Genomic DNA, 13623 nt, shown 5'->3' with positions numbered 1-13623 from the left:
CTAGCGTCTCCCGGTCTGGCCGCCGGTGCTGGCGCCAAAGCTGCCGGTATGCGGACTTCCGGTACTCTGTTGCCCGAGCTGGCGCTGGCGTTGCAGTTTCGGCGCATGAGGAAATATCCCGAGCGACACCCAGCGGTCGGCTTCCTCGCCATCCGGCGCGATATAACTTTCGTGCTTGTACAGTTCCTGCAAGGTGATGATGTTGTCGCCCATGCCGGTTACCTCGGTAATCGAGACGATCCGCCGGCGACCGTTGGACAGCCGCCCAATTTGTACGATGAAATCGAGTGCGCCGGCGATTTGCCGACGCAGGCTGCTTTCGCTACCCTGGAAACCGGCGAAGCCCGCCAGCATTTCGATCCGGTACAGGCATTCGCGCGGCGTATTGGCGTGGATCGTGCCCATCGATCCATCATGACCGGTATTCATCGCTTGCAGCATTTCCAACACTTCGGCGCCGCGCACTTCGCCGACGATAATGCGGTCCGGCCGCATGCGCAGGCTGTTGCGGATCAAGTCGCGGATACTGACCGCGCCACTGCCCTCGAAACCACCCAGACGCGATTCCAGCCGAACCACGTGCGGGTGGTTGAGTGACAGTTCGGCAGTATCCTCGACCGTCACCACGCGTTCGTTTTCCGGGATAAAGAAAGCCAGCGCATTCAGCAGCGACGTCTTGCCGGAGCTGGTGCCGCCTGAGACCAGGATATTGCAGCGCGCCTTGACCGCATTATCCAGCAAAGAATAAATCTCCTGATTCATGGTGCCGAGATTGAGCAGGTCAGTTGGCTTCAGCGGTTCCTTGCGGAACTTCCGGATCGATACCATCGGTCCATCCACCGACAACGGTTCGATCACCACGTTGAGACGGCCGCCGTCCGGCAGGCGCGCATCGACCATCGGATTCGATTCGTCGAGGCGACGCCCCAGAGGTGCCAGGATACGGCGCACGATGCGCAGCAAATGGGCGTTGTCGGTAAACCGTAATGTCTCGCGCTGCAGCACGCCGTGGCGCGACACGAATACATCGTTATAGCCGTTGATCAGAATATCTTCGACTGTCACATCAGCCAGCAGGTCTTCCAGCGGCCCGAGACCGGCCAGCTCCTTGGTCAGGGCATCTGCAATCTGACGCACCTCAGCTTCATTCAACGGGATCCGCTGCAGCCGCACGAAGCCGTCGACATCCAGATTGACGAATTGCTGGATCGCGCTGCGTGACCAACGCCCGAACTCCGCACCCAGTTCTTCGATCCGGGTCAAGAGGTGATCATAGGCCGCGGTCTTGATGTCCTGGAATTCCTGCGTATTCGAGAACGTTTGATCGTCGTCGGCAAATTCAATCTGGTTACTCACGTGGCTCTCCCGTCTTTCATCAGAGGCCGTTGCATGTCGATCCCATGGCAGCGGCGCAAGTCGATCTTACTTTCGCAACATAATCTTCGGCAGCCAATGCCCCATCTTCGTCTTATGGGGCACCACCTCATCGTGCTCAAGCAAGCCATCGATAAGGCCATCGATCGCCCGCACGTAGTGATCGTGCGGGGCGACTTCATGCAGCAACTTGCCGCGATTGGCGCTGGAGGTCAGCTTCAGCGTGCGCTCCGGCAAGGTCGCCAGCAATGGCAATTTGAAGCGTTCAGCAATCTGCGCAGCCGCCATGCCAAAACGGTCATCGTAGCGATTCACCACCAGGCGCCTCTTGCCGTCGTCCGGATGACGGCCGTTCAATTCCTGCAAGGTGCCCGCCAGCGATACCAGAGCGCCGACACTTTGGTCTGTCACCAGCCAGACCTGGTCGGCAGCGCCGGCCAGGTTGGCGATGAATTCATGGTTGGAGAAGCCGCCGAGATCGGCGATCAGCACATCGAAATACAGACGCAGCCGATCCAGCAGAGCCAGCGCGTCATGATGCGATACGGTGCGCATTTCGCTCAGGCTATGCGGCAATGAAATGACGGTAACGCCGCCGGGGCTGCGTGGCAATGCGGTGTGCACCAGCGTTTCATCGAAACGGCGCAGGTTGCGCACCGCCTCGGCAAAATCGAAATTGCCGGCCGCACTCAGATAAAGCTTGCCATCGCCGGCAGGCAGGCCGAGATCCAGCAGGGCCACGCGACTATCTGTTGGCAGCCGCTTGCTGCCTGCTGCGGTTGCGCCGCGTTGCTGGATCATGTCGGCCAGGTGGACTGCCAGCGTGCTGGTTCCAATGCCGGGACGTACACCCAGCAAGGTCACCAGTTGGCCACGCTTGACCTGCGCCGGCGCACGCGCCGCTGCCTTGGCCAATACTCGCTGGACGACATCGCGCGCCTCCTCTTCAGAAGCGCTGACATCGATAAAATCACTGACACCGGCACGCAAAGCCGCAATCGCTCCTTCCGGAAACGTCATCGATCCGACCGCCACCAACGGCAAACCCGGGGCCTTCTTGGCCAGCGCCTGCGCCAGTTCAATCGCATGCGCCGTGGTGCCGAGAAAATCGGCCGTGATGACGCTAGCACTATCGTGTGCATGCTCGACGCCGGAAAAATCCAGCAGCACCAGCAACGGATTGAGCTCAACTATGCGCGGCAGCAGTTCGGCCACCTCGGCCTTTTCCTGCAATAGCGTTCCCCACTTGCCGAGCGCAGCGCCCAGCCATTCTGCCTGCGTACTGTTGCGAGAACAGAATACGAAGCGGCTGAGCGCCGTCAATTCATTCAGAGCCTTGTTGCGAGCATTCATCATGTGGTCCAAAAATGGTTTCGCTTATTTTGAAAATCCCGGCAATTCGTCTCGGCCAGCCTTGCCCAACAGATAGCTGCCCCACGCAGTCGATGCAGTATTGCTGCGCTCCTGGCTCTCACCGGGCAACGGCAGCGGCACATTCTTGGCGATCGCCTGCACCACATGTGGCGTGACCACAATCACCAGTTCCTTGTCATCCTGGCTGTAACTCAGGTTGCGGAAGAAGGTGCCGATGATCGGCAAGTCGCCCAGCAGCGGGATTTTATTGACGTTGGATTGGGTGGTGCGCGAGACCAGGCCACCGATGATGAAGCTTTCGCCATCACCCAGCTCAACCGTGGTGTCGGCGCGCCGCGTAGTGATCGCCGGCACCGACACACCGTCGGTAACGATCGCCTTGCTGTAATCGACATCGCTGGCTTCCGGCGCCACCTTCAAGGCGATCCGTCCCTTCGACAAGATGGTCGGTGAAACCGTCAGGCCGATGCCGAATGGTTTATAGGTAATGGTGGTAGTGCCCAGACCACCCGATTGCGGGATCGGCAATTCGCCGCCGGCCAGGAAACTGGCGCTCTGCCCTGACAATGCAGTCAGAGACGGTTCGGCCAGCACGCGTGCCATGCCATTGCCCTCGATCAGGCGCAGGTTGTTGCTCAGGTTGTAGCTGCCGCGGCTGAATTTGGTCAGTAGGTTAAATGCCGATGAGGTGGTTGACAAACCGCCGTTGGACGCCAGATTGCTGGCCAAGTTGAAACTGAAATTTCCCCGATTCAGGCCAAAGCCAAAATCAAAGCCAATCTCCTTCAAGACCGATTTGCTGAACTCGACGATCTTGACGTCAATCTGCACCACGCCGCTACTGTCGATGGTCGACATGTCGGCAACCTTGTCTTTGCCCACCGCATCGACGGCAGCGGCAACGCTGTTCGCGTGAGCCATTAATGAAGGCGATTGGCCGCTGACGACGCCCAGCGCACCATGCACATGCACCTCGGCTCCCCCCTTGCCGGCCAGCGTCGCTTGCAAATCGCCCTGTACCGTCACCCGCCAGGTGGTAGCCGGCAGGCCTTTCGACCAGGCGGTCACGGTAGTCGATCCGGCTTTTTTACCGACCAGGATCACGCTACCGCTCTTGCCATCGGCCCCACGCACCATCAAAACATCGGCTACCTCCGGATCGGCAACCGCGATCCGTTCCAGCGTTCCCGCAACAGCCAGGCTTTGCTGCTCGCGCACGCCGATCGTGACATCTTTTCCGGCAGCCATCGACATGGCGGGAACGGCGGCTACACTCACTATCAGCGGCAAGAATAAGTCGTGTATTTTCATGAGTTGCGGTCAATCCTGTTATGAATACAAGCAATCAAGCGATATAGGCGACAGAAACAAATCATTGCAAAGCCATTTTCGTCAGAACGGTACCGACTCCCGTTGCGTTCCGCGAATCACTTCAACCGTTCCACCGGTATGCGGCGCCTTTGTTTGCGGCGTCGGACTGCCTGGCTTGCGCACAGGCGGCTTTGCATCGCCTGCCAAGCCGGTCAGTTCGATGCCGGCGAAGGCCTGGTTATCGGGGATCTTGAGCGCCTCGATCTCATTGCGGGTCAGGTCCTTTTTCCCGCTCAGCGCTGACGCAGGCGGCGGGAACAATGCCACGTCCGGCACGGTTTCATCGGTTGGATTACGTAGCGCCAACGTCAACTTGCCATTCTGCGTCGCCAGCAGCAGGCGATTGACATCGGCCACTGGTGTCGCCAGCACCGCGGTGCGAGGAACCTGTTGGCCTTGTTGCGTTTGCTGCGACGACTGCATTTGCGGCACCGAAGACTGCTGCGTCTGTTTTGCGGGAATCGCACCTGCGCTGCCGCCTGCGGTTGCAGAACCGATCACGGCGGCGCCATAAGACAGCACGCGCAAGCGCGACATCAGCAGACGCGACTGCGTACGGTCGACATCCTGGCCTTGCTTGAGGGTGAAAAACACATCGACGAAATCGCCCGGCTGGATACGATTGCCGGCCCCGACGATTTCATCGACAGGTATCGCAATGGCCCGTTCGCCGTCGGCAAGCTTGATTGCAAGGCCACTGGCCAGGCCACTTTCGGTGATTGGCGTGCCGGTACCGATTTCAATCAGCGGCACCTTGCCGACTACAGAGCTGGTTTGATCGTAGGCGCCAGCCGGATTGATCGGCAGGCTCACCAGACGGATATCGTCGGTAGTGATGGCCTTTCCGGCTTCCAGTATGCGCGCCGCCACGACGACATCATATTGCCTGGAAGTGTCTGCGGTTGCCGCAGGTGCCGAGGAGATGGTCGGTGGCGGCCTGCTGCCCAGCCACCAGGCAACAAACGCCAGGCACAGGGCCGCCATGACCAGTAGCGCAGCAACAATTTTTGTCAGGTTGTTCATAGCATGTACTCGATGTCTATCCGAACGCGGAAATTGTTCAAGGTTGCTTCCATGTCAAACGCAAATCATCACAGGGCTACAGTTCATTCGATCACCGGTTCGTGATCGGCCATTACAGAGCTACAGCTGGCAGGTATTTAGTCGCAATCGAAAACGAGTACCGCTTGAGTCGGCTCAATCAATTTGTACCGTGGCGGCACTCGCTAACGTCGTCGGCAACGCCACATTCATTACTGGCCCAAGCAACCGCGGCACCAATGGATTGCTGCTATATGGGTAGAAAACCTTGATCGTGATGCATTGCGATGTGACGCCCGCAGGAAACGCACTCGCTCCTCCCGGAAGCGTGCATGGCGCTGGCGTAGGGAAGCTGCAGGTGGCGATTGAATTATTCTTGGAATCCTTGCCCAGCCAGCTCACGAGACCTTTTGCCACATTGCAGCCGACCACACCGCGCTGATTAGGATCGGTAGCGGAGGTATAGCGCAGCGCAGCGCGCGCCCCTTCTTCAGCTGCCAGCGCAAGAGATTGCTGCGCCAGGAAAATCAGTACATAGGTAATGATTCCATACAACAGCATGAAAAATACCGGGAAGATCAACGCGAATTCTATGGCCGCAACACCGCGTTGCTTTCTGCAGCCGGATGCCGCAGCAACGTCGGGATGAGCCATGCATTTATATTTTTTATACATCCCTGCTCCCAATCTCGACAGTGGATACGATCAGTGCATCGCCGACGAGCGATGCACAACCACGCAGATTCAGTCAACCGTCAAGTAAAGTACTTCCACGCTCCCGCACCGCTTACACCGATCCAACCGGCAGCCAACGCCAAGTAGGCTGCATAAGGAATGCCGACTCGGTTGCCACGCTTTTCCAACATCCACTGGTATGGCGGCCAGCGCGTCATGCGCATCACGAGCAGTTGCAAACTCGGCGCCAATCCATATCGCGATAAGTAAATCGCCGCAGCGTGAATACCGGCAATCAGTGAAGCAATCAAAAAGACTGGCAGCAGCGCCGATAAGCCAAGCAAAAAACCCAGTACGGCAAAAAACTTGACGTCGCCACCAGCCATTGCACGGAGTGCGTACAACGGCAGAAAAAAAACCAGTCCCACAGTCAATCCAGACACGGCGCTGACCCAGCCAATTCCGTTAAAGCCTTTACCCAACAGCAGCAAGCATCCGCTTTGCATGAGAAGCGCAATCATTAGCCACATATTCGGCACTCGACGGAACAGACAATCCGACAAAAATATCGAGATGCAAAGTATCAGGAACAACAACAGCAAGAAAATACTGGTATCCGGCATTTTTTCTGTTCGCCCAGCTAGCCGTTGATGACATCTGGGCGGCGTCGCATTCAATGAAAGCGGACGTAAATGATTACGTGCCGATCGTAGTGCCAAGACTGGTCAACTTATCGCCGATCGCTTTAAATATCCCACTTAGACCTCCCGTACCATTGGCGCCGGTCACGTACCCAACTGCTGCAATTAACGCCACAGCCACAAGCCCCGCAATCAATCCATATTCGATAGCAGTAATACCGTCTTCATCCCGAAGAAATTTGAGTAGTTTGGCGTTCATAGCGAGCTCCCGAAGAAGAAGAAACCAGTGCACAAAAATCCAACATTACGTAACAATCAACTGGCAAATCGCGCGCTTTTTTTCGCAAATAACGATCAGTTAATTTGGACTACGCGGTATCAGCATAGCCCCGATTAAAAATTACCTCAAGATAAATTTTCCATAAAAGCAACACGTTGTTAGAGTATCCGCTCTAGTCGTTTCTTCATAGGGAAAACCTACTTTAGATATGCAATCACGTTTTGCATTGTGAAAATATTTGTCTGCATCAACATGTACCTAGACAGGCTGCCAGCGCCTTGCAGCAGCCGTTTGAATGTTTTTTTTGTACTTCGCGCATCGCAAATATCGGGAGCCATTTTTACACTTCCCTACACGTGTTTTAACAAACCCCAACACTGATATGACGCCGAATTTCTTCGTCGGAAATGCAGCATCAACCAAATATTCTGAATTCGCCAGGCAATGGACAATCGGCTGTCACGCCATCGATAAAAAAATACAATGGCGCGACAGCGTTAATCAATCCATCTGATACGAATACATCGCATTTACACGCGGTGAGCGCGATGTTGAGTTGGCAGGAACATCCGCCACCGGTTTTGCCAGCGACAGGTCCAGGGTGTAGTAGCGTCCATCCGAAAACCGCACGCCAAAAGCAATCGATCCCAAGGTATCGTGGGTCAACGGGCCGGCGTTCGAATACACGCGCGAGTGATCAACCAGGAAGTATGGCTGGACGCTCTTGAGGTAGGTATAACTCATTGGGAACAGGCGATTGATTTCAGCCGAAACGCCCCAGCCTTTGTCGCCAGCCAGCTCGCCCGCCGGATAGGCAAGGCCGAACAGTTTGCCGCCAAAACCAATCTGCTCCGAGGTCGGCAGGATATTGCTGCTGTACTGTGTACTGGCCGCAACCGCAACGCCAAAACCGCCCGGCAGCTGGTTCGACTGCGCCATCTGCAACGTGACCCGAGTGAAACCCAGATCGACATTGCTGTTCTCACGCTTGGCGCCAAGCGCGTCGATGGCTTTATATACGCCGACACTCAACTGGCGCGTCTGCTGCAATTTATCCGTGCCTTGAGTGACGTCGGTCCAGGCCGCTTCAGCGCTCAATACGCGCACTTGCGAACTGAGCTTGATCGACATCGGCGTGGTTGGCACCGAACGTGTGTATTCCTGCGTGTTTTCAGCGGCATAGGCGCCGCCGGTCACGGTCAGGCTGTGCGTATTGTCGAGGATCACCGGGTAGCTGAGGGAGCCACCGGCACGCACTGTCTTGGTCTGGTAGCGCGCCTGGTATTGCACGTTTTCCAGCGCATCGTTCTGTGGCTCGGCACGATAATCCGACCAGTTCAATCTGGCCAGCATGCCGTCATTGCCGACCGGCTGGACGTAATTGACCGCATAATATTTTTCATCCTGCGGGCCGCTTGGCTGCAACGTGCTGACGGTGAGCTGTTCACCCAGCGGCGTCAGGCCATTGCTGCTGGCGGTCAGCAAACCGCGTATTCCCGGCTGCCGATAATCGGCGCCGACACCTACCGTAATCGGCTTGCGCTTCACCGTCAGCACCATTTCGGTAGCGCCATCGGTGGTGGTTGGCGGCGCCACATTGGCGACAATCTTGACCCCGGGCTGCAAGCTGAGAATTCCGGCAACCCTCTCGAATGTTGCGCGGCGCAGCGGGCGCTCCTGCTGCAGCTGTTCGGCAATCTGCTTCAGGCGTTCTTCACTCCCACCGGGATTGCCTTCTACCTTGACCGTCTTGACGTAACCTTCCACTACAGACACAACCACGACATTGTTTTCAAACGTCTGCGCCGGAATGAAGGCAAAGGACAATGGATAGCCACGTTCCTGATACATCGCCGTGACCTTGTTGGCCGCCTGCAGCAACTCGGCCACGGTAGTGTCGCGGTTAGCCATCGGTGCAAACAATGCGGCGACCTCGTCGAACGGCAAGGCCTGTACGCCGGCAATCTTGAAACTGGATGGCGTCAAATGACTGGTCAGCAATTTTTGCAGAGCCGGATCGACGGCCTGGGTCTGGATATTGATCGTCACCGGCGGACTGGCCGGCGCCTCCGCCTTAGGCAAGGTATCGGCCGGATTGCCTTGTAACGGGCTGCGCGAATCGGCATTGGCCGGCGCCGGATGCATCGCAACAATCAGATATGCGCCGCTTGCCAGGCCCAAAGCGATGCGACGGTTTATTCTGGACGGCCTCTGGATACACCAATTCGATTTGAATAATTGCATGCGGCTACGGCTCTCGTTTGTTATCGACAACGGAACAGGTCTGTTGCCAGGGACCATAAGTCGCTATTAAATTACGGCAATAATTAACTTAATGCAACTATATTATTGTGCATTACGTTGCCATTCCGCCTCTGTTCAACCTGGCGGATTCCTGCCATCAAAGAAAAAAGCCTTGGCAAGAAGTGCCAAGGCTTTTTTGTACACCTCGCCAGCGATTATTTTTTGGTAACGCTGCCAAGCAGCCCGGTAAGCAATCCGCCCACTTGACCGGTTCCTGCGGAACCAGTGCCGGAAGTCACAGTGCTGGTCAAGCCGGCTACCAGGTTGGTCACCGGTGCAAGTGGATTGCTGCTGCCACCGGATGCACCGCCAACCGTACCTGTTACGCTACCCAGCAAACCGGTTACCGGAGCCAATGGGCCACTGCCGGCCGTACCGCCCACACTTCCTGTCAGGCCGCTCAGCAGGCCCGTCACAGGGGCCAGCGGATTGCTGCTGCCTCCGGATGCACCGCCGACCGCACCTGTGACGCTACTCAGCAAGCCGGTTATAGGAGCCAGTGGGCTGCTACCGCCAGTGCCGCCGACAGCGCCGGTCAAACCGCCCAGCAAGCCAGTCACCGGAGCCAGCGCACCGCTACCGGCTGCACCGCTCAAACTACCCGTCAAGCCGTTGACAACGCCAACCACAGGCGCCAATGGGCCGGCAAGTGCCCCAACCAGGGCATTGTCGAGAGGCTGCAACACGCCGCCGGTCTGATTGCCGAGAAGCGGCTGCCCTGTGCCGGTCACGCCGTTGACTGCCAGACCGCCGACCAGGTTGCCGCCATTGGTCACTACCGGACCGACATTGCTGATGACGGGCACGCCGGAGTTAGTCAGGCCATTGCCGACATTGGCAACCGTGCCGCCGACCACGCCCAACAGAAGATTGGCCGGCTGATTAAGCGCGGTAGCATTGCCAACGGTTTGCAGCAGGGTACCGGCGGTATTGGTCAACGGCACGATCGCGGTACTCGCGGTTTGCGTGAGTTGCTGCACCGGGCCCGTGGTTAGTGCGGATGTCACGATCGGTGCGACTGTGCCGGAGATTGCGCCGCCTAGCGTGCTGACCACACCGCCGACAGGTGTTGTCACAGGAGCCAGGGCGCTGAGCGGGCCGCTGGCACCCAGGCCGGTTACCGTCTGGCCGGCACTTTGTACGGTCGCGCCAACTTGCGCCACTACGCCGCCGGCGCTGCCAACCGTGATACCAACCGGATTCTGCGCAGTACCAATTTGACCCAGGCCGTTGGTTAAACCACCACCCAGCGTCGTGACGATGCCGCTCGCATTATTCACGACTCCCGTCAGGCCGGCTTTGGTTTCAGGATTCAATAGCGGCAGCTGGCTGATGACCGTACTGCCGACGCCGCTCACTGCGGTGCCGACGCTGGAAACGGTGGTGCCGACATTGGAAATCAGGTTGCTCGATGAAGCAGTTGGCGGAGTCGGCGTAACTGGAGTGGTGGGCGGCGTTGCGTGGTGCCAGGGGTCGTGCCGGTTGATGAACCGCCGGTGCCGACATGGCTGAGCAGCCCGTCGCTGCTGCCGCATCCTGTCAGCAATGTGGTCAGTAACATGGATACTGCAATGATTCCGCTTTTTTTCGATGCTTTCATGATCTATCTCCCTTTTTGATGAATCGGATAACTGCTATGCCTACTGTCATTCCGCAAAGAGTGTGCCAGCCGAAAATGCCTCGGGAACCGCTTGGGCGGAGCGTCGTCCAGGCTCATGAAAATTTTAAAAAAGTCTTATAAATCAACAGGTAACAGAAACAACCAAAAATCCATCAAAGAAAATCGGCGGATGCCATGTCCACCCGTGACACGTAACATGTAACGTAACGCAAGGAACAAACCGTCCTCGAAATTTGATGAAAATTACCAAAAAGATATCAATTTGAAACCCACCCGGCTGCTCTGCGCGAACCAGGCAAACGCCTATAATGAGCGCTCCCGTAATTACCCGAAGAGCAACAACCATGCCCCAGTCTCTAGATAATCTGCTGGTCGTCGGCATATCGTCGCGCGCGCTGTTCGACCTGGAAGCCGAAGAGGCGATCTTTCGTGGACAGGGGTTGGAAGAATATCGACGTCACCAGTTGATCAATGAAAACCAGATTCTCAAGCCCGGCGCAGGCTTCGCCCTGGTAAGGGCATTGCTGAAATTGAACCGCCTGACACCGGGCCAGCGTTTCGTCGAAGTCGTGATCATGTCGCGCAATTCGAGCGAAACCTCGATGCGTATCTTCAATTCGATCAAACACTATGATCTCGACATCACGCGTGCGGTGCTGTCTGGCGGCGCCCCGTTGGCACCATATCTGCAGGCATTCAACGTCAGCCTGTTCCTGTCACTCCATGAAGACGACGTACAAGCGGCCGTGAATGCCGGCGCGGCGGCGGCATTGCTGTACCAGAAACCGGATAATGTGATGGAAGAGTTGGATCAGATCCGCATCGCCTTCGATGGCGATGCAGTGATTTTTTCGGATGAATCGGAACGGATCTATCAGACCGAAGGCATCGAGGCCTTTGAAAAACACGAGCGCGAAAACGCCATGCTGCCATTGCCTCAAGGTCCGTTCGCGCACCTGCTGATTGCCCTGTCATACATCCAGAACAATTTCAAGAATCCCGACGGCCGCGCTGCGCCAATCCGCACCGCCCTAGTCACGGCGCGTTCGTCGCCGGCCCATGAACGGGTGATCCGTACCCTGCGCGCATGGAACGTCACCATCGACGAAACCTTCTTCATGGGCGGCGTCACCAAATCGGATGTGCTTGCGGCTTTCAAGCCACACATGTTTTTCGACGACCAGCATGGCCATTGCGACCGTGCCGCCAGCCGCGTACAAACCGGCCGCGTGCCGATCAGGCAACTGGACGAACCGGCATAGAACGGCCGAGTTGCAGCCTCAGGCAGTCGGCAAAGTGTAGCCTTTGAACTGCTCGCGCAACTTGTTCTTCAACAGCTTGCCAGTGGCGCCGATCGGCAGGGCATCGACAAACGCTACGTCGTCGGGGGTCCACCATTTTGCGATCTTTCCTTCGAAAAATTTCAACAGCTCGGCCCCCTCTACTTCCATCCCCGGCTTCCTGACCACCACCAGCAGCGGCCGCTCATCCCACTTGGGATGGAAAATACCGATGCAGGCCGCCATCTGCACCGCCGGGTGCCCCATCACGATATTTTCCAGATCGATGCTGCTGATCCATTCGCCACCGGACTTGATCACGTCCTTGCTGCGATCGGTGATCTGCATGTAGCCGTCGGCATCGATGGTGGCTACATCACCAGTCGGAAACCAGCCATCGCGCAGCACCTGGCCGCCTTCGTTCTTGAAGTAGGCATCAATTATCCACGGCCCCTTGACCAGCAAATTGCCATAGGTCTCACCATCCCACGGCAGTTCGACGCCGGCATCGTCGACAATCTTCATGTCGACACCAAAGATCACGTGCCCCTGTTTTTGTAGCAGCAATTCCTGCTGCTCCATCGACAAGCTCAAATGTTTGGTTTGCAGGGTGCCGGTGGTGCCAAGCGGTGACATCTCGGTCATGCCCCATGCATGTACCACCTCGACACCATAGCGATGCCGCAAAGTGTTCATCATCGCCGGCGGACAAGCGGAACCTCCGATGATGGTGCGCTTGAAACTAGAAAAGCTGAGATTGTTTTGCGCCATGTAGGTCAGCAGGCCGAGCCAGACAGTCGGCACGCCGGCCGACACCGTGACCTGTTCCTGCTCGAACAATTCGTACAGCGATTTGCCATCTAGGCCCGGTCCCGGAAACACCATCTTGGCGCCGGTCAGCGGCACAGCATACGGCAAACCCCAGGCATTGACATGGAACATCGGCACCACCGGCAGCACGGCGTCGCGGCCCGAGACATTCATGCTGTCCGGCATGGTCGACGCATAGGAATGCAGCAGCGTCGAACGATGCGAATACAGCGCGCCTTTGGGGTTGCCGGTGGTGCCCGAGGTGTAGCACAGGCTGGAAGCAGAATTCTCGTCGAACAAGGGCCACGCATAGTCGTCGGAACTGGCGGCCAGCAACTCTTCATAGCACAGCAGATTGGGCAGTTTGCTATCCGGCGGCATGTGTTCGCGCCCACACATGGCGATGTAACCCTTGATGCTCTTGGCCAGTGGCGCCACTGCCTCGACCAGCGGCAGGAAGCAGACATCGAACAGCAGATATTGATCTTCAGCGTGGTTGGCGATGTAGCCGATCAACTCTGGATGCAAGCGCGGATTGATGGTGTGCAGCACGGCCCCCGAGCCCGATACGGCATAGTAGGCTTCCATGTGCCGGTAACCGTTCCAGGCCAGTGTCGCCACCCGTTCGCCCATGCCGACGCCCAACCCGACCAGTGCATTAGCCAGTTGCCGCGCGCGCCGGTGGCAATCACGGTAAGTGTATCGGTGGATATCGCCTTCAACCCGGCGCGAGACGATTTCATTACTGCCGAAATGACGATCTGCGTGCTGGATAATGCTTGAAATCAGCAACGGCTGATCCATCATCTGGCCCATCAACGGACTCTTCGGATACTGTGACATCGTGTCTCC

The 13623-nt window shown here is 57.2% G+C and carries 11 protein-coding genes; 1 reads left to right on the top strand and 10 read right to left on the bottom strand.

The annotated features are described in order from the left end of the window. The 9 genes from CAter10_RS04005 to CAter10_RS03965 form a co-directional block, all read right to left on the bottom strand. Entirely contained in the window at positions 1-1356 is a 1356-nt protein-coding gene (locus CAter10_RS04005) for a TadA family conjugal transfer-associated ATPase (RefSeq protein ID WP_061532381.1), read from the bottom strand. 66 nt (positions 1357-1422) lie between these two features. Continuing rightward, on the bottom strand, positions 1423-2727 hold the full coding sequence (locus CAter10_RS04000; RefSeq protein WP_128082973.1) for a CpaE/TadZ family protein: 1305 nt from the start codon (positions 2725-2727) through the stop codon (positions 1423-1425). Between the two features lie 24 nt (positions 2728-2751). Then, on the bottom strand, positions 2752-4059 hold the full coding sequence (locus CAter10_RS03995) for a type II and III secretion system protein family protein (RefSeq protein WP_061532379.1): 1308 nt from the start codon (positions 4057-4059) through the stop codon (positions 2752-2754). 81 nt (positions 4060-4140) lie between these two features. Next, positions 4141-5142, bottom strand: coding sequence for a Flp pilus assembly protein CpaB (cpaB, locus tag CAter10_RS03990; RefSeq protein ID WP_061532378.1), 1002 nt, complete (start codon positions 5140-5142; stop codon positions 4141-4143). A 174-nt stretch (positions 5143-5316) separates the two neighbouring features. Continuing rightward, entirely contained in the window at positions 5317-5835 is a 519-nt protein-coding gene (locus CAter10_RS03985; protein WP_061532377.1) for a TadE/TadG family type IV pilus assembly protein, read from the bottom strand. Between the two features lie 80 nt (positions 5836-5915). Continuing rightward, complete coding sequence (locus CAter10_RS03980; RefSeq protein ID WP_205630286.1) at positions 5916-6554, bottom strand: A24 family peptidase; 639 nt, start codon at positions 6552-6554, stop codon at positions 5916-5918. Beyond that, on the bottom strand, positions 6532-6735 hold the full coding sequence (locus CAter10_RS03975) for a Flp family type IVb pilin (RefSeq protein ID WP_061535154.1): 204 nt from the start codon (positions 6733-6735) through the stop codon (positions 6532-6534). Before CAter10_RS03975 ends, CAter10_RS03980 begins: the two co-directional genes overlap by 23 nt. Before the next feature lie 522 nt (positions 6736-7257). Continuing rightward, positions 7258-8901, bottom strand: coding sequence for a ShlB/FhaC/HecB family hemolysin secretion/activation protein (locus tag CAter10_RS03970; RefSeq protein ID WP_236905534.1), 1644 nt, complete (start codon positions 8899-8901; stop codon positions 7258-7260). A 314-nt stretch (positions 8902-9215) separates the two neighbouring features. After that, positions 9216-10595 (bottom strand): collagen-like triple helix repeat-containing protein, encoded by a 1380-nt coding sequence (locus CAter10_RS03965; RefSeq protein ID WP_082797784.1) that lies wholly within the window; start codon positions 10593-10595, stop codon positions 9216-9218. Positions 10596-11025: 430 nt separating this feature from the next. On the opposite strand from CAter10_RS03965, the gene CAter10_RS03960 reads away from it, so the two are divergent. Continuing rightward, positions 11026-11943: a 5'-nucleotidase gene (locus CAter10_RS03960; RefSeq protein ID WP_061532373.1), complete on the top strand. Its 918-nt coding sequence runs from the start codon at positions 11026-11028 to the stop codon at positions 11941-11943. Between the two features lie 18 nt (positions 11944-11961). On the opposite strand, the gene CAter10_RS03955 is transcribed toward CAter10_RS03960, so the two are convergent. Continuing rightward, entirely contained in the window at positions 11962-13614 is a 1653-nt protein-coding gene (locus CAter10_RS03955; protein WP_061532372.1) for a 3-(methylthio)propionyl-CoA ligase, read from the bottom strand. Positions 13615-13623 lie beyond the last annotated feature (9 nt).

The organism is Collimonas arenae (assembly GCF_001584165.1).
GTDB lineage: Bacteria > Pseudomonadota > Gammaproteobacteria > Burkholderiales > Burkholderiaceae_D > Collimonas > Collimonas arenae.
Note: the sequence above shows the minus strand (reverse complement) of the source record. Positions and strands in the feature narration are given on the sequence as shown.

Bases quoted from the DNA above. Each gene is read 5' to 3' on its own strand.
- CAter10_RS04000 (WP_128082973.1), bottom strand. From the start codon at position 2,727: ATGAATGCTCGCAACAAGGCTCTGAATGAATTGACGGCGCTCAGCCGC.
- CAter10_RS03995 (WP_061532379.1), bottom strand. From the start codon at position 4,059: ATGAAAATACACGACTTATTCTTGCCGCTGATAGTGAGTGTAGCCGCC.
- cpaB (WP_061532378.1), bottom strand. From the start codon at position 5,142: ATGAACAACCTGACAAAAATTGTTGCTGCGCTACTGGTCATGGCGGCC.
- CAter10_RS03985 (WP_061532377.1), bottom strand. From the start codon at position 5,835: ATGTATAAAAAATATAAATGCATGGCTCATCCCGACGTTGCTGCGGCA.
- CAter10_RS03975 (WP_061535154.1), bottom strand. From the start codon at position 6,735: ATGAACGCCAAACTACTCAAATTTCTTCGGGATGAAGACGGTATTACT.
- CAter10_RS03970 (WP_236905534.1), bottom strand. From the start codon at position 8,901: ATGCATCCGGCGCCGGCCAATGCCGATTCGCGCAGCCCGTTACAAGGC.
- CAter10_RS03965 (WP_082797784.1), bottom strand. From the start codon at position 10,595: ATGCGGCAGCAGCGACGGGCTGCTCAGCCATGTCGGCACCGGCGGTTC.
- CAter10_RS03960 (WP_061532373.1), top strand. From the start codon at position 11,026: ATGCCCCAGTCTCTAGATAATCTGCTGGTCGTCGGCATATCGTCGCGC.
- CAter10_RS03955 (WP_061532372.1), bottom strand. From the start codon at position 13,614: ATGTCACAGTATCCGAAGAGTCCGTTGATGGGCCAGATGATGGATCAG.